This window comes from Microbacterium sp. LWS13-1.2, assembly GCF_040144835.1.
In the GTDB taxonomy this organism is placed as follows: domain Bacteria; phylum Actinomycetota; class Actinomycetes; order Actinomycetales; family Microbacteriaceae; genus Microbacterium.
Map to the genome: position 1 here is coordinate 580,615 of NZ_CP151632.1, position 21,570 is coordinate 602,184.

Sequence of the window (21,570 nt, forward strand, 5' to 3'; positions counted from 1 at the left end):
GGCCCCGGGCGTGGGAGACTGGACCAATGCTCCGCGTGCTCACGGCCGGCGAATCGCACGGCCCCGAACTCGTCGCCGTCATGGAGGGCCTGCCTGCGGGCGTCCCCATCTCCCGCGCCGCGATCCAGGCGGATCTCGCGCGCCGCAAGCTGGGCTACGGCCGCGGCTCGCGCATGAAGTTCGAAGAGGACGAGCTGACCATCTCGTCGGGTGTCGTGCACGGCACGAGCCTCGGCAGCCCCATCGCGCTGCGCATCGGCAACACCGAATGGCCGAAGTGGGTCGAGGTCATGAGCCCCGAGCCGGTCGAGCTCACCGAGAAGTCGCGCGGCCGCGGCGCCGCGCTCACGCGCCCGCGACCGGGCCACGCCGACCTCGTCGGCATGCAGAAGTACGGCTTCGACGAGGCCCGGCCGATCCTCGAGCGCGCGAGCGCCCGCGAGACGGCCGCCCGCGTCGCGCTCGGCGCCATCGCCCGCGCGTTCCTGGCCGAGCTCGGCATCCGTCTCGTCAGCCACACGCTCTCGATCGGCCCGGTGCAGGTTCCCGCGGGCTCGGCCCTGCCCACGCCGGACGACGTCGAGACGCTCGACGCGGATCCGCTGCGCTGCTTCGATGCCGCCACGAGCGCGGCCATGGTGGCAGAGGTCGACGAGGCGCGCAAGGACGGCGACACGCTCGGCGGCATCGTCGAGGTGCTGGCCTACGGCCTGCCGCCGGGGCTCGGCTCGCACGTCCACTGGGACCGCCGCCTCGACGCCAAGCTCGCGCAGGCGCTCATGAGCATCCAGGCCATCAAGGGCGTGGAGGTCGGTGACGGCTTCGAGACGACCCGCCGCCGCGGCTCCGCCGCCCACGACGAGCTGTTCGTGGCAGGCGAGGGCATCACGCGCTCGAGCGACAAGGCGGGCGGCACGGAGGGCGGCATGTCGACCGGCACCGTGCTGCGCGTGCGCGCCGGCATGAAGCCGATCGCGACCGTGCCGCGGGCCCTCCGCACTGTGGATGTCGCGACCGGCGACGCCGCGTCGGCGCACCACCAGCGCTCCGACGTGTGCGCCGTCCCGGCGGCGGGCGTCGTCGCCGAGGCGATGGTCGCGGTGGTCCTGGCCGACGTCGTGCTGGAGAAGTTCGGCGGCGACAGCGTCGCCGAGACGCGCCGCAACCTCGAGAGCTACCTCGCCGCCATCCCCGACGCGCTGCGCAGCGCGGCCGAGAGCGACGCCGACCTCGCCGAGCATGACCTCGCACTCTGACGCCGTCGTGCTGATCGGTCCGATGGGGGCCGGCAAGACCAGCATCGGCAAGAAGGCCGCACGCGCACTCGGTGTGCGCTTCTTCGACACCGACGCGGCGGTCGTCCGCGACCACGGACCCATCGAGCAGCTCTTCGTCGAGCACGGCGAGGCGCGCTTCCGCGCGGCCGAGCGCGCCGCGGTCAGCGAGGGCCTCGCCACCGGCGGCATCGTCTCGCTGGGCGGCGGGGCCGTCATGGATCCCGACACGCGCGCCGAGCTCGCCGGTCACCGCGTCGTCCTCCTCACCGTGTCGCCGCGCGTGGTGGCGGGCCGCGTACGCGACTCGAACCGGCCGCTGCTGCAGGGTGGCGACGACGCGATCGAGCGCTGGACGGCGATCTTCGAAGAGCGCCGCCCAGTGTACGAAGAGCTCGCCGACGTGACGTTCGACACGTCGACCGGCCCGCTGCAGGACGTCGTGGACGCCCTGGTCGCCTGGGTACGCGGCCAGACCGCCGAGCCCAGCGACTCCGCACGGCCGGGCGACATCAGCCCCCGCGAGAAGGAGCAGACCGCGTGACCGATGCGACGACCATCACCGTGAGCGGGGACGCGAGCTACGACATCACCGTCGGCCACGGCATCCTGGCCTCCCTCGGCGAAGCGCTGCCCGCGGCCGCTCGCAAGGTGCTCGTGATCCACCCGCCGACCCTCGCCGCCCAGGCGGAGGGCCTGCGCGCGCAACTGGTGGGCGACCGTGAGGTGCTGCTGGCCGAGATCCCTGACGCCGAGGCCGGAAAGCGCATCGAGGTCGCCGCGTTCTGCTGGCAGGTCATGGGCAAGGCCGACTTCACCCGCACCGACGTCGTCGTAGGCTTCGGCGGGGGAGCGGTCACCGATCTCGCCGGCTTCGTCGCGGCCACCTGGCTGCGCGGCGTCGAAGTGGTGCAGGTGCCGACCACCGTGCTCGGCATGGTGGACGCGGCCGTCGGCGGCAAGACGGGCGTCAACACCGCCGAGGGCAAGAACCTCGTGGGCGCCTTCTGGGCGCCGCGCCGCGTCATCTGCGACCTCGACCTGCTCGACTCGCTGTCGCGCAACGAGCGCGTCGCGGGCTACGCCGAGGTCGTCAAGGCCGGCTTCATCTGGGCTCCCGAGATCCTCGACCTCGTCGAGGCCGACCCCGAGACCGCCGTCGACCCGCAGGGCGCCGCTTTCCGTCGCACCATCGAGCTCGCCATCGAGATGAAGGCGCGCGTCGTGGGGGAGGACCTGCGCGAAGCCGGCCTCCGCGAGATCCTCAACTACGGCCACACCCTCGGCCACGCCATAGAGCACGCCGAGCGCTACCGCTGGCGCCACGGCGCCGCGATCTCGGTCGGCATGGTCTTCGCCGCCGAGCTGTCACGGCTGGCGGGCCGGCTCCCGGATGCCGCCGCGCAGCGCCACCGCGACATCCTGGAGTCTCTCGGCCTGCCGACGACGTACGGTGCGGGGCGCTGGCCGACGCTGCTGGCGACCATGCAGCGCGACAAGAAGAGCCGCGGCGGCATGCTGCGCTTCATCGTGCTCGACGACATCGCCAAGCCCACCGTGCTCCAGGCGCCCGACGAATCCCTGCTCTTCGCCGCGTACCAGGAGGTCGCGGGCTGACGACGCGCCGATCGCCCCGATAGGGTGCTCGGATGACGGCATCGCCCGACCCTCGCCTCGCGGTGCGCCGCATCCGCTCCGACGAATGGCCTGCGGTACGCGCGCTCCGGCTCGAGTCCACCAGCGACCCCGACGCGGCGATCGCGTTCCTCGAGACCTCCGAGCAGGTCGCCGCGCGCAGCGACGACTTCTGGCGCGAGCGGACGCAGACCGCGGCGACCAGCGAGACCGCGGCGCAATTCGTCGCGGTGGTCGACGGCGTCTGGGTCGGCAGCCTGTCGGTGCTGATCCGCGCCACCGGGCAGAAGGATCACCTCGGGCGGTTCGTCGACGACCGCAGAGCCGACGTCGTGGGCGTGTATGTGAACCCCGACCACCGTGGCTCTGGTGCGGTCGATGCCCTGCTCGCTGCGGCGGCCGGATGGGCGGCGCGTCTCGGGCTCGACCGGATCTCCCTCGACGTCCATCGCGACAACCATCGCGCCCAGGGCGCCTACCGACGCGCGGGCTTCGCACCCACCGGCGAGACGTACTCCAGCTCCATCGGGCCCGAGATCGTCATGGCGCGACCGCTGCGGTGACCGGCAGGCCATCGCGGGCCGCTGCTATCGTGCGACCATGACCACGCCCCGCCGCCTGCTGCTCGTCAACGGACCCAATCTCAACCTCCTGGGCGCGCGGGAACCCGACATCTACGGCACGGCGACGCTCGCGGACGTGGAGCAGGTGACGACGGATGCCGCCGCCCGCCGCGGCTTCGAGGTGAGGGCGGTGCAGAGCAACCACGAGGGCGTGCTCCTGGACGCGATCCACGCGGCACGCGACGACTGCGCCGGCATCGTGATCAATCCCGGCGGGCTCACCCACACGTCCGTCGTGCTGCGCGACGCTCTCTCGGGCGTCGGCCTTCCCGTCGCCGAGGTCCACATCTCCGACGTGAAGACACGGGAAGAATTCCGTCATCATTCGTACGTCGCCGACGTCGCCCTGGTGCACGTGATCGGCGAGGGCGTGGCCGGCTACGCGACGGCCGTCGGGCGTCTCATCGACATCCTCACCGGGCAGGCCGAGGGCTGACGAATCGGCCGGGACCAGGCATCCCGTAGAATCGAACGTCGGCGCTGCCGGTCCCTGTGCTTGGAGAAGGGCAGCGACCGCCTCTCACTTCACGCCGCGCACACCACAACGAAACGGATTCGCACCCTCATGGCATCCACCGCAGACATCAAGAACGGCGTCGTCCTCAGCATCGACGGTCAGCTCTGGAACGTCATCGAGTTCCAGCATGTCAAGCCGGGCAAGGGTGGCGCATTCGTCCGCACGAAGCTCAAGAACGTCGTCTCGGGCAAGGTCGTCGACCGCACCTACAACGCGGGCGCGAAGATCGACATCGAGAACGTCGACCGCCGCGACTTCACGTACCTGTACAACGACGGCGACAACTTCGTCTTCATGGACGTCGTCGACTACGACCAGATCAACGTGGGCGCCGCCACCGTCGGCGATGCCGCCAACTTCCTTCTCGAGAACCAGCAGGTGCAGATCGCGCTCAACAACGGCAACCCGCTCTACGTCGAGCTGCCCGCGTCGGTCATCCTCGAGATCACCTACACCGAGCCGGGCCTGCAGGGCGACCGCTCGTCGGCGGGCACCAAGGCGGCGACGGTCGAGACGGGCTACGAGATCCAGGTCCCGCTGTTCGTGGAGACGGGCACCAAGGTCAAGGTCGACACGCGCACCGGCGACTACCTCGGCCGCGTCAACTGAGGTCGGCGGCCGCTGACCGATGAGTGCCCGCACGAAGGCGCGCAAACGCGCGCTCGACATCCTCTTCCAGGCCGACGTCCGCGGCGATGCGCCGGCGACCGTCCTCGCCGCCGAGGCGAAGCGGGCCGCGAACGAGCCCGCCCGCCAGGCCTCGTGGCTGTACGCCCGTGAGATCGTCGACGGCGTGATCGACAACCAGGACGCCATCGACGAGCAGATCACCACGTTCGCCAAGGACTGGACGCTCGCGCGCATGCCCGCGGTCGACCGCGCCGTGCTGCGGATCGGCGCATGGGAGATCCTCTACAACGACGAGGTGCCCACCGCCGTCGCCATCGACGAGGCGGTCGAGCTCGTCAAGGAGTTCTCGACCGACGAGTCCGGCCCGTTCGTCCACGGCGTCCTCGCCCGGATCGCGCGCGCCGGCTGATCACCGCACGCTCGCCGCGCTGTCGGCGCGCCTTGGCAGGATGGATGCCGTGACCCCGCCGTCCACCGGACCCCTGCCGTTCGTCGACCCCGGGCACATCCGCCGCCACACCGACAGCGGCTCGTACGAGCGCGGCGCCGCCTACTTCGCCGACGGGGCGGTGCAGCGGCTCGAGTGGGATCCGGTCGCTCTGGTGATCGAGGCCGTCGTCGCCGGCAGCGCCGGCAGGACGTACCGCAGCCGGGTGCGGCTCGACCCGCAGCGGGTGGACCACCCCATCGCCGCGACATCGTGCACGTGCCCGGTGCAGTTCGACTGCAAGCACACGGTGGCGACGCTGCTCGCCGCCAACCGGCTCGCGGCGTCCGCACCGGCCGAACCCGGCGGATCGTCGTGGCGTGCGGTGTTCGCCTCGCCGGCCCCGGCGGCGCGGACCTACACGCCGCTCGCCCTCTGCGTCGAGCTGCGCCAGCGCGTCCGTCGCGGCGCATCGGCCTGGGCGCCGGCCCGCGTCGAGTCGGCGACGCCCCGCGGTCTGCACCAGCACGGCGCCGATGTGCTCGTCGGTCTCCGTCCACTCGAGCGCTCCAGCCGTTCCGACGCCTGGATCAAGGGCGGCGTGTCGTGGGACGCGCTGCGCCGACCGACGACGGTGTACGACCCCGCGCAGGCCCGCTGGTTCGCTGAGCTGCACAGCATCGGCCGCGACGTCCGATCGTTCGGCGCCTTCTCCGACGTGTCGGAGTGGCTGACGCTCGACGACATCGAGTCGAGCCTCCTCTGGCCGCACCTGGCCGCCGCCGCAGGCCACGGCATCCCGTTCGTCCCGACGAAGCGCAGCAGCACGGTCGCACTGGCGTCCACGGCGACCGTCGCTGTGCAGGCGCAGCGAACCGCACACGGCCTCGAGGTCCTGCCCGTCGTCACAATCGACGGCGAGCAGGATGATGCCGCCACCTTGCGCCCGGTCGGACACACCGGGGTCTACCGCTTCACGGTGCAGCGTGAGCGCATCGATCTGGTGCTGGCAGCCGTCGCGCTGCCCGACCCGGTACCCGCGCTCCTCACCGCGCGCGAGGCGGTGACGGTCCCGGCCAAAGAGGCCGACGAGTTCGTCCGCGACCACCTGCCCCGCATCGCACGGCGCGTGGAGATCGACGCCCCGGGTCTCGACCTCGCGCCGCCACCCCGGCCGCAGCTGGTGCTGCTGGTGAAGTTCGAGCCGAGCCACCGGCTCGTCTACACGCTGTCGTGGCGCTATGGCGACGCCGAGCTGCGGGGGCTCGACGCGGCCGACGACGACCGCGACGCGGCGGCAGAAGCGGCGATCCGCGGCCGCGTCGAGGCGCTGTGGCGAGATCACGCCCCCGTGGACTTCGCCGCCGCCGGGTCGCTCGTGGGGCTGGAAGCAGCGGAGTTCGCCTCGCAGCTGCTGCCGCTCCTGGAAGCCGACGAGGACGTCCGCGTCGAGATCTCGGGCGAGCGTCCGCCGTACCGCGAGCTCTCCGGCGATCCCCGGATCGACGTCACCTCGGTCGAGACGACCGACGCCGACTGGTTCGACCTGGGCGTCGTCGTGACGATCGACGGCCGCCGCATTCCGTTCGGAACCCTCTTCACCGCTCTCTCTCGCGGCCGCAAGAAGATCCTGCTCAGCGACGGCGCCTACTTTTCCTTGTCCCATCCCTCACTGCACCGGTTGCGCGACCTCATCGACGAAGCCGGAGAGCTCGACGAATGGGAGACCGGGCCGCGCATCAGCCGGTACCAGACCGCGCTGTGGGCGGATTTCGAGGATCTCGCCGATGAAGCGCAACCCGCGGTCTCCTGGCGCGCCACGGTCGAGGCGCTGCGTGACGCCGACGGGGTGCCCGCCACGCCGCTCCCGTCCACGCTGCAGGCGGACCTGCGCCCGTATCAGCGGGTCGGCTACGACTGGCTGGCCTTCCTGTGGCAGCACCGGCTCGGCGGCATCCTGGCCGACGACATGGGGCTCGGCAAGACGCTGCAGCTGCTGGCCCTCATCGCGCACGCGCGTGAGCACGGCGAGGAGCGCCCCTTCCTGGTGGTGGCGCCCACATCCGTGCTCTCGACATGGCGCAGCGAGGCGGCGCGGTTCGTGCCCGATCTGCGTGTGGCCGTCGTCGACGCGACGCGCGCCAAGCGGGGGACGACGGTGTCGGATGCCGCAGCCGCCGCCGACATCGTCGTGACCTCGTACACGCTGCTGCGCCTGGATGAGGCCGAGTTCGGCCGTGTCACGTGGGCGGGCCTGATCCTGGACGAGGCGCAGTTCGTGAAGAACAGCCAGACCAAGGCCTACCGGGCGGCACGCGACTTGCCGGCAGATGTCGTCTTCGCCGTCACCGGCACGCCGCTCGAGAACAGCCTCACCGAGCTGTGGGCGCTGCTCTCGCTCACGGCGCCCGGCCTGTTCCCGTCGGCACGCCGGTTCCGCGAGGAGTACGTCGGTCCGATCGAGAAGGGCAAGGTGCCCGAGAACCAGGAGGGCGGCGCGTATCGCGCCGGCCGTCTCGCGCGCCTGCGGCGCCGCATCCGTCCGCTGGTGCTGCGACGCACGAAGGAGCTGGTCGCCGCCGACCTGCCGGCGAAGCAGGAGCAGGAGGTGCGCATCGAGCTGGGCGCCGCCCACCGCGCCCTCTACGACACTGTCCTGCAGCGTGAGCGCCAGAAGGTGCTGGGACTGCTCGAAGACCTCGACCGCAACCGCTTCATCGTGTTCCGCTCCCTGACCCTGCTGCGCATGCTCAGCCTCGCCCCCGAGCTCGTCGATCCGGCCCACGCCCATATCGCGCCGAGCAAACTGGGCGCCCTGTTCGAGCAGCTCGACGAAGCCCTCGCCGAGGGGCACCGCGCCCTCGTGTTCAGTCAGTTCACGTCGTTCCTCGGCCTGGTGTCGGCGCGACTCGAGGAGCGCGGCATCCCCTACGCGTACCTCGACGGGTCGACGCGCGATCGCGATGGCGCCGTCGAGGCCTTCCGCGGGGGAGAGGCGCCGGTGTTCCTCATCAGCCTCAAGGCGGGCGGCTTCGGCCTGACGCTGACCGAGGCGGACTACGTGTTCCTGCTCGACCCCTGGTGGAATCCGGCCGCCGAGGCGCAGGCGGTCGACCGCGCGCACCGCATCGGCCAGCACCGCAGCGTCATGGTGTACCGCCTCATCGCCAACGGCACCATCGAGGAGAAGGTGATGGCGCTGCAGCAACGCAAGGCGCGACTGTTCCGGTCGGTGATGGACGACGATGCCCTGTTCGGCCAGGCGCTCACCGCCGACGACATCCGCGGGCTGTTCGACGAGTAGCCGCCCGCCGGCATCCGCGCACAGGTCAGCGGCCGAGTCAGCGCGACGGGCCGCCCGCCGGGCCGACGCCGAGACCGGTGCGGAAGCCCTCGCGCCAGCTCGCGTACTGCGGCGCCCAGCCCAGCGCGTCCCTGGCCTTCGCGTTCGACGAGCCGCGCGCGGTGGTCATCCATGCCACCCCGAACTCGCCGATGAGCATGCGGGCGATCCAGGCCGGCACCCGCAGCGGCTGCTTGGCGCCGACCATCCGCGCGAGCTCGGGCAGCCAGTCCGCAACCGGTGCGGGATCGTCGTCCACGATGTTGTACACCCCCGCCGCACCCCGCGTCACCGCGGCGACCGTCGCGGCGGCCGCGTCGTCGATGTGGCAGAACGACCACACCCCGCTCCCGCCACCGACGAGGGGGACCTGGCGCTTGCGCACCGCCTCCAGCATCTCGCCGCCGGCTCCGAGCGCCTGACCCGGGCCGTAGAAGTTGCCGAAGCGCAGCGCGAGTCCGCCGGCGGCGACGGTCGCCCGCTCCGCGTGCGCGATCGCGGCGAGCGTGTTCCGCGCCGCAGGAACCGGGTCGGGGTCGATCGGGCCGTCCTCCGTCTTCACCGCCGGGCCCGAGTGCGGGTTGGTCCACCCGGTGTAGCTCTGCACGACGATGCGGCTGGTGCCCGCCTCCTGCGCCGCGGCGATGAGGGCGTCCGTCCCGCGCGTGCGCAGCTCGTTCGTGACGGCGAACACGTCGTCGAACCGCTTGAAGTCGAAGCCGGCTGCCAGCGACGTGAGCTGGTGCACGAGCACATCAGGCTGCGCCTGGATCACGGCGCGGCGGATGGATGCCGCGTCCCGGCCGTCCATGATCACGCCGCGCCCGCCCGTGTTGTCGATCCGCCGGGTTCCCTCCGCGGTCCGCGAGGTCGCCGTCACCTCGTGGCCGGCAGCGGCGAGCAGCGGCACCAGCCGCGAACCGACCGCACCCGTGCCTCCTGCGATGAAGATCCTCATGATCGTTCTCCTCTCTCCACACCCTTCGACGGATGAGGGCGCCGCCGTGTGACAGGCTCGGGTCATGGATCTCGCCGTCGAAGCGCCGACGCTTCGTCCGCTCATGTTCTCGATCGCCTACCGCATGCTCGGCAGCGTCGCCGACGCGGAGGATGTCGTGCAGACGGGCATGCTGCGGATTCACGAGCGCACACGCGACGGCGACCCGATCGAGCGCCCCGATGCGTTCGCGTCGACGGTGGCCACGCGGCTCTCGATCGACGCACTGCGATCGGCGCACCGCGCCCGTGAGATGTACGTCGGTCCCTGGCTCCCCGAGCCGCTGCTCGCCGACGACGCGGATCCTGCGCACCGCATCGAGCAGGACGAGACGGTGTCTGTCGCGGTGCTCACGATGCTCGAGCGCCTGGGCCCGGTGGAGCGTGCGGTGTTCGTGCTGCGCGAGGCGCTGGGGTTCGACTACACCGGGATCGCCGCGATCGTCGAACGCGATCCTGCGGCGTGCCGGCAGATCATGCACCGTGCGCGGGCGCGCGTGACCACCGGTGGCGCGCGATTCGACGCGGACGACGCAGATGCCGCGCGCCTGGTCGGCGAGTTCCTGCAGGCGCTGCGCGACGGCGACGTGGAGGGCGTCGTACGCGTGCTGTCGGACGATGTGGTGTTCACCGCGGACGGCGGCGGGAAGGCGCCCGCGATCCAGCACCCCCTGACCGGCGATGTCGCGGTGGCGCGGTTCCTCGTCGGGCTCATGCGCCGCGGCGCACTGCCGGGGTCGGCGTGGAGCCCACGATCGCGAACGCGGAGCACTCGGTGCGCTTCCGCGGGGGCGATGGCGCGACACTGGCGGTGCTGACGCTCCACGTGGAGGACGGGCGGATCCACGCGCTCGCGAACCAGCTGAACCCCGACAAGCTGCAGCACCTCGCACCGGTCGACGACCTGTTCGCCCTGCTCCGGGACGAGCCGTGACGCACGGCCGGGTGAGCTCACGCCCGACCACGTTTTCCACGGCCGGGTCGTCGGGCACCCTCGGTGAGCCTCGCCTAGACTCGTCTGGTTCGTTCGACTGCTGGATAGGGGAGGAGTCCCATGCGCATCACGGGCCTCGGCCACGCCGGAATGTTCATCGAGACGACGGGAGGAAGCATCCTCTGCGACCCGGTGATCGGCCCGACCTTCTTCGGGTCGTGGTTCCCGTTCCCCGACAACCGGGGACTCGACTGGCAGAAGTACGGCAACGCGGACTTCCTGTACATCTCGCACCGACACCGTGACCACTTCGACCCGGCGCTCATGGAGCGCTTCGTTCCGAAGAGCATCAGGGTGCTGCTCCCGGAATACCCCACCGACGACCTCGAGCAGGATCTCCGCGCGCTCGGCTACGACAACATCGTCTTCACCCAGGCGGGCGTCCCGCTCGACTTCGGCGACCTCAAGGTGATGGTCACCCCGCTGCGCGCTCCGAGCGACGGGCCGATCGGCGACTCGTCCCTGAGCGTCGACGACGGCACAGCCAGCATCCTGAACCAGAACGACTCGCATCCGCTCGACCTCGAGAAGCTGCTGGGCTTCTCCAAGCCCGAGGCGTACTTCACGCAGGTCTCGGGCGCCATCTGGTGGCCGATGGTCTACGACCTGCCCCAGGACGCCAAGCAGAACTTCGCGAAGCTCAAGCGCGACGCGCAGAACAAGCGCGCGATGTACTACATCGAGAAGGTCGATGCCGAGCACGTCTTCCCGATGGCCGGTCCGCCGATGTTCCTGCGCGAGGAGCTGTTCAAGTACAACGGCTACGGTCTCGACGGCGATGCGATCTTCACCGACCAGCGGCAGTTCCTGCAGCACATGAAGGAGCGGCGTCCCGACCAGAAGAGCTACGAGTTCCTGCCGGGAACCGTCGTCGATCTGAACGACGGCGAGATCTCGATCACGCAGACCCTGTACACGGATGCCGAGATCGACCGCATCTTCGACGACAAGTGGTCGTATCTGGCCGAGCAGCGCGACTCCCGCCAGGAAGAGATCCGCGCGGAAGAGGCGTCGCGCGCCGCCGTGCTGCCGCCCGACGAGATGCTCTCCGCAATCAAAGAATGGTGGGAGCCGCTGCTGCGGCGCGCCCGCACGATCCGCAACGGAGTCGGCGGCGTCGTGCGCTTCCGCATCGGCGACCTCGACATGGTGGTGGACTTCCCGAAGGCGAAGGTCCGCGAGTACGCCGACGACGAGTGCATCTACTGGTACACCATCCCCGCTGACCTGGTGTCGACCAACATCGCCGACCACGAGATCGACTGGTCGAACTCGATCTTCCTCTCGATGCAGTTCGAGGTGGGGCGCAGCGGCAAGTTCAACGAGTTCCTGACCACGTTCCTCAAGTGCCTGTCACGCGACCGCATCGAGTACGTCGAGAACTGGTACGCGGAGCAGACGGATCAGACCGAGGACGCCCAGCTCGGCGACTGGCTCGTGCAGCGTCGCTGCCCGCACCTCCGCGCGGACCTGACCAAGACGGGCAAGATCGAGGACGGCGTCCTGACCTGCTCCCTCCACGACTGGAAGTGGGATCTCGCCAGCGGCAAGTGCCTGACGAGCCAGGGACACCCCATCCGCGCGTCCCAGGTGGAGGACGATCTGTACCGCGCAGCGGCGACCTCCGCGGCCTGATCCACTTCGAAGCGCCGTCTCGTTGTGGATGATCTACAACGAGACGGCCGTTCCGTGCCCGTTGCCATGTAGGCGGGACGTCAATCTGTGCAGCCGCGTATCATCGCGCCCCCCGCTCGAGTCCTGATCACCGTGCCCGCGATCGCGGGCGATCAGAACCCGAAGGAGTCACGCCATGACCACCGTTCCCGCACACGGCGCCGGCCGCGTCGTCGCCCCCGCGTCCACCGGTCGCCCCCACCCGATCCGCTCCCTCCTCTCGTGGGAGTCGCGCGCTGAGGCCGCCGTCAAGTTCTCGCTGCAGCGCTGGAGCATCGCGGCTCTGCGCGTCGCCCTCGGCGCCGTCTTCGCCGTCTTCGGCGCACTCAAGCTGTTCCCGGGCGTCAGCCCGGTCGAGGCTCTCGTGAGCCAGACCTGGGAGAAGCTCACCTTCGGGCTCGTGAGCGGACAGGCCGCGCTCGTCGCGACCGCCGTGATCGAGGTCGCCGCAGGAGCCCTCCTCATCGCCGGCGGCGCATTCGCCCGCATCGGTCTGGTGGTGCTCGCACTCGCATTCGTCGGCATCCTGTCGCCGATCGCGCTGCTGCCCGGCGAGGTCTTCAGCCCCGTCGGCCCGACACTCACGGGGCAGTACATCTTCAAGAACGTGGTGCTGATCGCGGCCGCCCTGGTCGTCGCCTCCCAGGTTCTCCGCGGTTCGTCGACGCGACGCTGACCACGGGCACCTCCGCCGCGAGGGCCGGTCCCGATTCGGGGCCGGCCCTCGCGGTGACATAGACTGGGCGGCGATCACAGCAACCTTTAACCCCGTCCCGTGAGGCGGAGAAGGGAGCGGCGGATGAGCACGCCCACCGTGCAGCCTCGCACCGTCATGACCGGCGCCGACATCGCCCGGGCCCTGACTCGGATCTCCCACGAGATCCTCGAGTCCAACAAGGGCCCCGACGATCTGGTTCTTCTCGGCATCCCCACTCGCGGCGTCACCCTCGCGCAGCGGATCGGTGCGCTGGTGGAGCAGTTCGGCGGCGTCCCGGTCCCGATCGGCGCTCTCGACGTCACGATGTACCGTGACGATCTGCACCGCAATCCGACCCGCGCCCCGCAGCGCACCCAGATCCCGCCGGGCGGCGTCGACGGCAAGGTCGTCGTCCTGGTGGACGACGTGCTCTTCTCCGGGCGCAGCATCCGCGCGGCCCTCGACGCTCTGCAGGACATCGGCCGCCCCGCCGCGGTGCGACTCGCGACCCTCGTCGACCGCGGGCACCGCGAACTGCCCATCCGGCCCGACTTCGTCGGCAAGAACCTGCCGAGCTCCCGTGACGAGCGGGTCAACGTGCGCCTCGAAGAGACCGACGGCGCGGAGTCCGTCACGATCGAGGGGCGGTGACGGTCGGCTCATGAGGCACCTCCTCGACACCCAGACCCTCGCCCGCACGGATGCTCTGCGCATCCTCGATGTGGCCGAAGACATGGCAGACACGCAGCGGCGCGAGGTCAAGAAGCTGCCGACACTGCGCGGCAAGACCGTCGTCAACCTCTTCTTCGAGGATTCGACGCGCACGCGCATCTCGTTCGAGGCGGCAGCGAAGCGCCTGTCGGCCGACGTGATCAACTTCTCCGCGAAGGGCTCCAGCGTCTCGAAGGGCGAGTCGCTGCAGGACACCGCGCAGACCCTCCAGGCGATGGGAGCGGATGCCGTCGTCATCCGCCACGGCGCGTCCGGCGCGCCGCGCACCCTCGCCACCAGCGGCTGGATCAGCGCCGGGGTGGTCAACGCCGGCGACGGCACCCACGAGCACCCCACGCAGGCGCTCCTCGACGCGTTCACGATCCGCAAGCGCCGCTTCGGCGACGACAGCCGCGGCCGCGACCTCGCCGGGGTGAAGGTGACCATCGTCGGGGACGTCCTGCACTCGCGGGTCGCCCGCTCGAACGTGTGGCTGCTCACCACCCTCGGCGCCCGGGTGACCCTGGTCGCTCCGCCGACCCTCGTGCCGCAGGACATGTCGCGGTGGCCCGTGCAGGTGCGGTACGACCTGGACGAGGCGATCTCCGCCGGCCCCGACGCGCTCATGATGCTGCGCATCCAGCTCGAGCGCATGAATGCGGCGTATTTCCCGACTGAACGGGAGTATTCACGCCGCTGGGGCCTCGACGCACGCCGTCTTCAGGCACTCGGAGCGGATAGCATTGTCATGCACCCCGGACCCATGAACCGGGGTTTGGAGATCTCCGCAGAAGCCGCGGACTCGCCGCGCTCGACGGTGCTCGAGCAGGTCGCGAACGGCGTCTCGGTGCGCATGGCCGCGCTCTACCTGCTGCTGGCAGGAGCGGAGCACGGAGCGGCCGAGACCGCACCCGCGACGGACGCCCCGGTCACCGGCGGCGAAGAGAAGGAGAACACCCGATGAGCGAGACCCTTCTCTTCCGCGGGGCACACGTCGAAGGATCCACCGCTGCCGACGTGATCGTCGACGACGGCGTCATCGCCGAGATCGGCCCCGGTCTCAGCCGCGCCGGGGCGACCGTCGTCGACGTCGACGGTCTGGTGATGCTGCCCGGCCTGGTGGACCTGCACACGCACCTGCGCGAGCCCGGGTACGAGGCGTCCGAGACGATCCTCACCGGTTCGCGGGCAGCAGCTGCGGGCGGCTACACGGCCGTCTTCGCAATGCCCAACACCTCGCCCGTCGCCGACACCGCCGGCGTCGTCGAGCAGGAGCTCGCCCTCGGCGAGGCGGCCGGCTTCGTCACGGTGCAGCCGATCGGCGCCGTCACCGTCGGCCAGAAGGGCGAGCGTCTGGCGGAGCTCGGCGCGATGGCCGATTCCCGGGCGCGCGTGCGCGTCTTCAGCGACGACGGCTTCTGCGTCTGGGACCCGCTCATCATGCGGCGAGCGCTCGAGTACGTGAAGGCGTTCGACGGCGTGATCGCCCAGCACGCGCAGGATCTGCGGCTCACCGAGGGCGCCCAGATGAACGAGGGCGCGGTCTCGGCCGAGCTGGGCCTCGCAGGCTGGCCGGCGGTGGCAGAGGAGTCGATCATCGCCCGCGACGTGCTGCTCGCGGAGCACGTCGGCTCACGCCTGCACGTGTGCCACCTCTCGACGGCAGGCTCGGTCGACATCATCCGCTGGGCCAAGCGCCGCGGCGTCGACGTCACCGCTGAGGTGACGCCGCACCACCTGCTGCTCACCGAGGAGCTGGTGCGCGACTACGATGCCCGCTTCAAGGTGAACCCGCCGCTGCGGCGCGAGGAGGACGTGCTCGCGGTGCGCGAGGGCCTCGCCGACGGCACCATCGACATCGTCGCGACCGATCACGCCCCGCATCCGACCGAGGCGAAGGCGTGCGAGTGGCACGCTGCCGCCAACGGCATGGTGGGGCTCGAGAGCGCGCTGCGGGTGGTCCAGCAGGCGATGGTCGACACCGGGCTGCTCACCTGGGGCGACGTCGCCCGGGTGATGTCGCGCGAGCCCGCGCGGATCGGCCGCCTCACCGGTCACGGCACCCCCCTCACCGAGGGGCAGCCGGCATCCCTCGCCTTCTACGACCCGGCCCCGCGCCGCACCTTCACGACCGACGATCTGCGCGGGCGGAGCGTGAACTCGCCGTACCTCGGGCGCGAGCTGCCGGGCGACGTGCGCTGGACCCTCCACCGGGGCACGGTCACGGTCGCCGACGGCACCCTGCTCGACGCACCGGGGGTGCGCGCATGACTCGCGAGGGTGCGCTCGGCGTCATCGTGCTCGTCACGATCGCGCTGCTCGGCCTGCTGGTGTGGGCGTGGTGGCGACGGACGCGGCGCGATGCGACGACCCTGGTCCACCCGGGAGAACTTCCCGCCGACGCCCACGTGCGCGCGACGTTCGCCGCACTGTACGTCGCGACGACCGCTCGCGACGCTCCGCTGGAGCGTATCGCGGCCCCCGGCATGGCGTTCCGCTCGAAGGCGACCGTGACGGTCGCCGACGAGGGCGTCGCCGTGGGTCTCACCGGGCAGGACCCGTTCGTGCTGACTCCCGACCGCATCGTCGACGTCGGCCAGTCCACGGTCGCGATCGACCGCGTCGTCGAAGCCGGCGGCCTCACCCGGCTGACCTGGCGCACCGATGCCGGCTCGACCGTCGACACCTACTTCCGACCCCAGGATGCCTCGGCCCGCGCCCTCGCGGACGCTGTGGCCGGCATCCTTCCCCCGACCCAGACGGGAACCGATTCATGACCTCCCTCTTCCAGACTGACCCTGCCGTCCTCGTGCTCGAGGACGGGACCCGCCACGTCGGACGCGCGTACGGCGCCCTCGGCGCCACGATCGGCGAGGTCGTCTTCGCCACCGGCATGACCGGCTACCAGGAGACGCTCACCGATCCCTCGTACGCCGGCCAGATCGTGCTGCAGACGGCGCCCCACATCGGCAACACCGGCATGAACGACGAGGACCCGGAGTCCCGCCGCATCTGGGTGTCGGGCTACATCGTGCGCGACCCCTCGCGCGTCGTCTCCAACTGGCGCGCCGACGAGTCGCTCGACGACGCGCTGGTCGAGGACGGCGTCGTCGGCATCAGCGGCATCGACACGCGCGCCGTGACCCGCCACATCCGCTCGGCCGGCAGCATGCGCGGCGCGATCTTCTCCGGCGAGGCCGCGGCGATCGACGCCGAGGAGCAGCTGCGACTGGTGCGCGAGGCGCCCGAGATGGCCGGCCAGAACCTCTCGGCGCAGGTGTCGGTGACCGCCGCCGAGGTCACGGAGGCGACGGGGGAGCGCATCGGCAACCTCGCGGTGCTCGACCTCGGCGTGAAGCAGGCCACCGTCTCCAACCTCGCCGCCCGCGGGTTCGAGGTGCACGTGCTGCCGCAGGACGTCACGATCGACCAGATCCGCGCGATCGACCCGGTCGCGGTCTTCTACTCCAACGGCCCCGGCGATCCGGCCGCGTCGGGCGACCACGTCGACCTCCTGCGCGACGTGCTCGACGACGGCCTGCCGTTCTTCGGCATCTGCTTCGGCAACCAGCTGCTCGGCCGCGCGCTCGGCCTGGGCACCTTCAAGCTGCCGTTCGGCCACCGCGGCATCAACCAGCCGGTGCTCGACAAGTCGACCGGTCGCGTCGAGATCACCGCCCACAACCACGGGTTCGCCGTGGACGCGCCGGTGGACGGCGAGTTCGACAGCCCCCACGGCTACGGGCGCATCGAGGTCAGCCACGTCGGGCTGAACGATCAGGTGGTCGAGGGCCTGCGCGCCCTCGACATCCCCGCGTTCTCCGTGCAATACCACCCCGAGGCGGCCGCCGGCCCGCACGACGCCAACTACCTGTTCGACCGCTTCCGCGACCTCGTCGTCGCGAACCTCCAGAAGAAGGCCGCGAAGTAATGCCCAAGCGCGACGACATCAACTCCGTCCTGGTCATCGGCTCCGGCCCGATCGTCATCGGGCAGGCGTGCGAGTTCGACTACTCGGGCACACAGGCCTGCCGCGTCCTCCGCGAGGAGGGCGTGCGCGTCATCCTGGTGAACTCGAACCCGGCCACGATCATGACCGACCCCGACTTCGCCGATGCGACCTACATCGAGCCGATCAACTGGCGTGTGATCGAGACGATCATCGCGAAGGAGAAGCCCGACGCGATCCTGCCGACACTGGGCGGCCAGACGGCGCTCAACGCCGCGATCGACCTCCACAAGCACGGGATCCTCGAGAAGTACGACGTCGAGCTCATCGGCGCCGACTTCGAGGCGATCAACAAAGGCGAGGACCGGCAGATCTTCAAGCAGCTCGTGCTCGACGCGGGCGCCGACGTCGCGGCATCCCGGATCGCCCACACCATGGACGAGGTGCTCGCCGCCGCCGACGAGCTGGGCTACCCGCTCGTCGTCCGCCCGTCCTTCACGATGGGGGGCCTCGGCTCGGGCTTCGCGTACGACGAGGCCGACCTCCGGCGCATCGCCGGTGCGGGCCTGCACGACTCGCCGACCAACGAGGTGCTCCTCGAGGAGTCCATCCTCGGCTGGAAAGAGTACGAGCTCGAGCTCATGCGCGACACCGCCGACAACACGGTCGTCGTCTGCTCGATCGAGAACGTCGACCCCGTCGGCGTGCACACGGGCGACTCGATCACCGTCGCCCCGGCGCTGACCCTCACCGACCGCGAGTACCAGAAGCTGCGCGACATCGGCATCGACATCATCCGCGCGGTGGGCGTCGACACCGGCGGCTGCAATATCCAGTTCGCCGTGGACCCTGCGACCGGGCGCATCATCGTGATCGAGATGAACCCCCGCGTCTCGCGGTCCTCGGCGCTCGCCTCCAAGGCGACCGGCTTCCCCATCGCCAAGATCGCGGCCAAGCTCGCGATCGGCTACCGCCTGGACGAGATCCCCAACGACATCACCAAGGTGACGCCGGCGAGCTTCGAGCCGACGCTCGACTACGTGGTCGTGAAGGTGCCCCGCTTCAATTTCGAGAAGTTCCCGGCAGCCGACACCACGCTGACCACGACCATGAAGTCGGTCGGCGAGGCGATGGCGATCGGCCGCAACTACGCGACCGCTCTGCAGAAGGCGCTGCGCTCGCTCGAGAAGCGCGGGTCGAGCTTCCACTGGGGCGACGAGGCGCGCTCGGTCGACGAGCTGCTCGAGATCGCGAAGCGGCCGACCGACGGCAGGATCGTCGTGCTGCAGCAGGCGCTGCGCAAGGGCGCCACGGTCGAGCAGGCGTTCGAGGCCACCAAGATCGACCCGTGGTTCATCGACCAGATCGTCCTCATCAACGAGGTCGCCGAGTTCGTGCGCCAGGCGGGGGAGTTGGATGCCGCCACCCTGCGCATCGCGAAGGAGCACGGCCTCAGCGACGCCCAGATCGCCGAACTCCGCTCCGACACCGAGGCCCAGGTGCGCGGCGTCCGCCACGGACTCGGCATCCGTCCGGTCTACAAGACCGTCGACACCTGCGCGGGGGAGTTCCCCGCGCTCACGCCGTACCACTACTCGAGCTACGACGCCGAGACCGAGGTCACGCCGTCGGAGCGCACGAAGGTCGTCATCATCGGGTCGGGGCCGAACCGCATCGGCCAGGGGGTCGAGTTCGACTACTCGTGCGTGCACGCGTCGTTCGCGCTGGCCGACGCCGGCTACGAGACGGTCATGGTCAACTGCAACCCCGAGACCGTGTCGACCGACTACGACACCTCCGACCGCCTCTACTTCGAGCCGCTGACCCTCGAGGACGTCCTCGAGGTGCTGCACGCCGAGGCGCAGTCGGGTGAGATCCTCGGCGTCATCTGCCAGCTCGGCGGCCAGACGCCCCTGGGCCTCGCCAAGGGCATCGAGGACGCCGGCTACACGATCCTCGGCACCAAGCCGGCCGCGATCGACCTCGCCGAGGAGCGTGAGCTGTTCTCGCGCCTGCTCGACGAAGCCGGACTCGTCGCGCCGCGCAACGGCACCGCGATCGACGTGGAAGGCGCCGTCGCGGTGGCCGAGGAGATCGGCTACCCGGTGCTCGTGCGCCCGAGCTTCGTGCTCGGCGGCCGCGGCATGGAGATCGTGTACTCGACCGAGGCGCTGCGCGACTACTTCGTGCGCATCGCCGACGCGGCGATCATCGGCCCCGGTCTGCCGCTGCTGGTGGACCGCTTCCTCGACGACGCGATCGAGATCGACGTCGACGCGCTGTTCGACGGCACCGAGCTGTACATCGGCGGCGTGATGGAGCACCTCGAGGAGGCCGGCATCCACTCCGGCGACTCGTCGTGCACCCTGCCGCCGGTCAGCCTCGGCCGCACCGACATCGATCGCGTCCGCATCGCGACGCACGCCATCGCCGAGGGCGTCGGTGTGCGCGGACTCCTCAACGTGCAGTTCGCCATCTCGGCCGGCGTGCTCTACGTGATCGAGGCGAACCCGCGCGCGAGCCGCACCGTGCCCTTCGTCTCGAAGGCGCTCGGCATCCCGCTCGCCAAGGCCGCCTCGCGCATCATGGCGGGCACGTCGATCGCCGACCTCAAGGCGGAAGGGCTGCTGCCCGAGCAGGACGGCTCGCGCGTGCCGCTGGATGCGCCAGTCGCGGTGAAGGAGGCGGTGCTGCCCTTCAAGCGGTTCCGCACGGCCGACGGTCAGACCGTCGACTCGGTCCTCGGCCCCGAGATGCGCTCCACCGGCGAGGTCATGGGCATCGACCGGGACTTCCCGACGGCCTTCGCCAAGTCGCAGGAGGCCGCGTACGGCGGCATGCCGCAGTCCGGGACGGTCTTCATCTCGGTCGCCGACAGTGACAAGCGGGCCGTGATCCTGCCCGCCCACCGCCTGCAGGAGCTCGGCTTCGACCTGGTCGCGACCGAGGGCACCGCCGAGATCCTCGCCCGCAACGGCATCAAGGTGCGCGTGGTCAGCAAGTACTCCGAGACCCAGGAGTCGGGCGCCGCCAACATCGTGGACCTGATCAACGCCGGCGAGATCGACATCGTGGTGAACACCCCGTCCGGCGGCGCGGCCCGCGCCGACGGCTACGAGATCCGCGCCGCGGCGGTGGCCGGCGACAAGGCGCTGTTCACCACGATGGCCGTGCTCGGCGCCGCGGTCAGCGCGCTGCCGGTGCTGCGCGAGGGCTTCGACGTCAGGAGTCTCCAGGAGTACGCAGAGGATCGGCGGGCGCGCGCATGATCTCGTTCGGCGAGCGGGTCCGCGCCGCCTTCGCCGCGCACGGTCAGCTGTGCGTCGGCATCGATCCGCACGTCCATCTCCTCGCCGAGTGGGGACTGGATGCCTCCGCCGCCGGTGCGCGCGAGTTCGGCCTGCGCGTCGTGGAGGCCGCCGCGGGCCGCGTCGGCGTCGTCAAGCCCCAGGTCTCGTTCTTCGAGGTCTACGGCTCGGCGGGCTTCGCCGCCCTGGAGGACGTCCTCGCCGCCGCGCGCGCCGCCGCTCTGCTGGTGATCGCCGACGCCAAGCGCGGCGACATCGGATCGACCATGGATGCCTACGGAGAGGCCTGGCTCACGCCGGGCTCTCCGCTGGAGGCCGACGCGATGACGGCGAACCCCTTCCTCGGCGTAGGCACTCTCGAGGGCACGTTCGACGTCGCGGAGCGCAACGGCAAGGGTGTGCTCGTGCTCGCCGCGACGAGCAATCCCGATGGCTTCACCGCGCAGCGGGCGGTCCTCCCGACCGGCGAGACGGTATCGGCCGCGATCATGCGCGAGATCTCGGAGCACAACGCCCGTTCGACTCCGGACGGCCAGTGGGGGAGCCTCGGCGTGGTCATCGGCGGGACCGTGGACTGGGAGGATGCCGGCCTCGCGGCGTTCTCACCGGTCGCCCCGATCCTCGCTCCGGGCTTCGGTCACCAGGGGGCGGAACCGGATCAGCTCCGCGCGCGCTTCGGCGCGCTGGCGGAAGCGGTGATAGCGTCGGAGAGCCGCAGCATCCTGGCTGCCGGACCCGACCGGCTCGCCGCGCGCATATCCGAGCGCGCCCTTCTCTACCGTGGTGATTGAC

Annotated in this window: 20 protein-coding genes; 19 read left to right on the plus strand and 1 reads right to left on the minus strand. The window is 70.7% G+C overall.

From position 1 onward, the window contains the following. Nucleotides 1-26: 26 nt before the first annotated feature. The 8 genes from aroC (at nt 27) to MRBLWS13_RS02830 (ending at nt 8,410) form a co-directional block, all read left to right on the plus strand. A complete protein-coding gene (gene aroC, locus MRBLWS13_RS02795) occupies nt 27-1,256 on the plus strand; it encodes a chorismate synthase (RefSeq protein ID WP_349427543.1) in 1,230 nt (409 codons plus the stop codon). Continuing rightward, nucleotides 1,240-1,818, plus strand: a complete 579-nt coding sequence (locus MRBLWS13_RS02800) for a shikimate kinase (protein ID WP_349427544.1) — start codon at nt 1,240-1,242, stop codon at nt 1,816-1,818. Before aroC ends, MRBLWS13_RS02800 begins: the two co-directional genes overlap by 17 nt. Further along, a complete protein-coding gene (gene aroB, locus MRBLWS13_RS02805; RefSeq protein ID WP_349427545.1) occupies nt 1,815-2,891 on the plus strand; it encodes a 3-dehydroquinate synthase in 1,077 nt (358 codons plus the stop codon). Before MRBLWS13_RS02800 ends, aroB begins: the two co-directional genes overlap by 4 nt. Before the next feature lie 32 nt (nt 2,892-2,923). Further along, complete coding sequence (locus MRBLWS13_RS02810; RefSeq protein ID WP_349427546.1) at nt 2,924-3,472, plus strand: GNAT family N-acetyltransferase; 549 nt, start codon at nt 2,924-2,926, stop codon at nt 3,470-3,472. Nucleotides 3,473-3,509: 37 nt separating this feature from the next. Next, entirely contained in the window at nt 3,510-3,968 is a 459-nt protein-coding gene (gene aroQ, locus MRBLWS13_RS02815) for a type II 3-dehydroquinate dehydratase (RefSeq protein WP_349427547.1), read from the plus strand. Nucleotides 3,969-4,097: 129 nt separating this feature from the next. Beyond that, nucleotides 4,098-4,658: an elongation factor P gene (efp, locus tag MRBLWS13_RS02820; RefSeq protein ID WP_349427548.1), complete on the plus strand. Its 561-nt coding sequence runs from the start codon at nt 4,098-4,100 to the stop codon at nt 4,656-4,658. A gap of 19 nt (nt 4,659-4,677) precedes the next feature. Then, nucleotides 4,678-5,088 (plus strand): transcription antitermination factor NusB, encoded by a 411-nt coding sequence (gene nusB / locus MRBLWS13_RS02825; RefSeq protein ID WP_308867280.1) that lies wholly within the window; start codon nt 4,678-4,680, stop codon nt 5,086-5,088. A gap of 49 nt (nt 5,089-5,137) precedes the next feature. After that, on the plus strand, nt 5,138-8,410 hold the full coding sequence (locus MRBLWS13_RS02830; protein WP_349427549.1) for a DEAD/DEAH box helicase: 3,273 nt from the start codon (nt 5,138-5,140) through the stop codon (nt 8,408-8,410). Between the two features lie 37 nt (nt 8,411-8,447). Here MRBLWS13_RS02830 and MRBLWS13_RS02835 read toward each other — a convergent pair whose 3' ends face one another. Continuing rightward, the gene (locus tag MRBLWS13_RS02835; RefSeq protein WP_349427550.1) at nt 8,448-9,407 is read right to left on the minus strand and encodes an NAD(P)-dependent oxidoreductase; all 960 of its coding nucleotides are present in this window, start codon (nt 9,405-9,407) and stop codon (nt 8,448-8,450) included. 64 nt (nt 9,408-9,471) lie between these two features. Here MRBLWS13_RS02835 and MRBLWS13_RS02840 point away from each other — a divergent pair, with 64 nt between their 5' ends. The 11 genes from MRBLWS13_RS02840 to pyrF all read left to right on the plus strand — a co-directional run bounded on the left by MRBLWS13_RS02840 (nt 9,472) and on the right by pyrF (nt 21,569). Beyond that, complete coding sequence (locus MRBLWS13_RS02840) at nt 9,472-10,263, plus strand: sigma-70 family RNA polymerase sigma factor (RefSeq protein ID WP_349427551.1); 792 nt, start codon at nt 9,472-9,474, stop codon at nt 10,261-10,263. Beyond that, nucleotides 10,257-10,379, plus strand: a complete 123-nt coding sequence (locus MRBLWS13_RS02845; RefSeq protein ID WP_349427552.1) for a hypothetical protein — start codon at nt 10,257-10,259, stop codon at nt 10,377-10,379. Before MRBLWS13_RS02840 ends, MRBLWS13_RS02845 begins: the two co-directional genes overlap by 7 nt. Before the next feature lie 120 nt (nt 10,380-10,499). Next, nucleotides 10,500-12,074 (plus strand): Rieske 2Fe-2S domain-containing protein, encoded by a 1,575-nt coding sequence (locus MRBLWS13_RS02850; RefSeq protein WP_349427553.1) that lies wholly within the window; start codon nt 10,500-10,502, stop codon nt 12,072-12,074. 175 nt (nt 12,075-12,249) lie between these two features. Continuing rightward, nucleotides 12,250-12,789 (plus strand): DoxX family protein, encoded by a 540-nt coding sequence (locus MRBLWS13_RS02855; protein ID WP_349427554.1) that lies wholly within the window; start codon nt 12,250-12,252, stop codon nt 12,787-12,789. A gap of 123 nt (nt 12,790-12,912) precedes the next feature. Beyond that, on the plus strand, nt 12,913-13,461 hold the full coding sequence (gene pyrR / locus MRBLWS13_RS02860) for a bifunctional pyr operon transcriptional regulator/uracil phosphoribosyltransferase PyrR (protein WP_349427555.1): 549 nt from the start codon (nt 12,913-12,915) through the stop codon (nt 13,459-13,461). A gap of 10 nt (nt 13,462-13,471) precedes the next feature. After that, nucleotides 13,472-14,485 carry an aspartate carbamoyltransferase catalytic subunit gene (locus MRBLWS13_RS02865; protein WP_349427556.1) on the plus strand — a complete coding sequence of 338 codons (1,014 nt, stop codon included), beginning with the start codon at nt 13,472-13,474 and terminating at the stop codon, nt 14,483-14,485. Further along, nucleotides 14,482-15,792: a dihydroorotase gene (locus MRBLWS13_RS02870; RefSeq protein ID WP_349427557.1), complete on the plus strand. Its 1,311-nt coding sequence runs from the start codon at nt 14,482-14,484 to the stop codon at nt 15,790-15,792. The genes MRBLWS13_RS02865 and MRBLWS13_RS02870 overlap by 4 nt, the downstream gene beginning before the upstream one ends. After that, nucleotides 15,789-16,298 carry a hypothetical protein gene (locus tag MRBLWS13_RS02875; RefSeq protein WP_349427558.1) on the plus strand — a complete coding sequence of 170 codons (510 nt, stop codon included), beginning with the start codon at nt 15,789-15,791 and terminating at the stop codon, nt 16,296-16,298. The genes MRBLWS13_RS02870 and MRBLWS13_RS02875 overlap by 4 nt, the downstream gene beginning before the upstream one ends. Next, a complete protein-coding gene (carA, locus tag MRBLWS13_RS02880; RefSeq protein ID WP_349427559.1) occupies nt 16,295-17,452 on the plus strand; it encodes a glutamine-hydrolyzing carbamoyl-phosphate synthase small subunit in 1,158 nt (385 codons plus the stop codon). The genes MRBLWS13_RS02875 and carA overlap by 4 nt, the downstream gene beginning before the upstream one ends. Continuing rightward, entirely contained in the window at nt 17,452-20,739 is a 3,288-nt protein-coding gene (carB, locus tag MRBLWS13_RS02885) for a carbamoyl-phosphate synthase large subunit (RefSeq protein WP_349427560.1), read from the plus strand. The genes carA and carB overlap by 1 nt, the downstream gene beginning before the upstream one ends. Further along, the gene (gene pyrF / locus MRBLWS13_RS02890; RefSeq protein ID WP_349427561.1) at nt 20,736-21,569 is read left to right on the plus strand and encodes an orotidine-5'-phosphate decarboxylase; all 834 of its coding nucleotides are present in this window, start codon (nt 20,736-20,738) and stop codon (nt 21,567-21,569) included. Before carB ends, pyrF begins: the two co-directional genes overlap by 4 nt. The last annotated feature ends 1 nt before the right edge of the window (nt 21,570 follow it).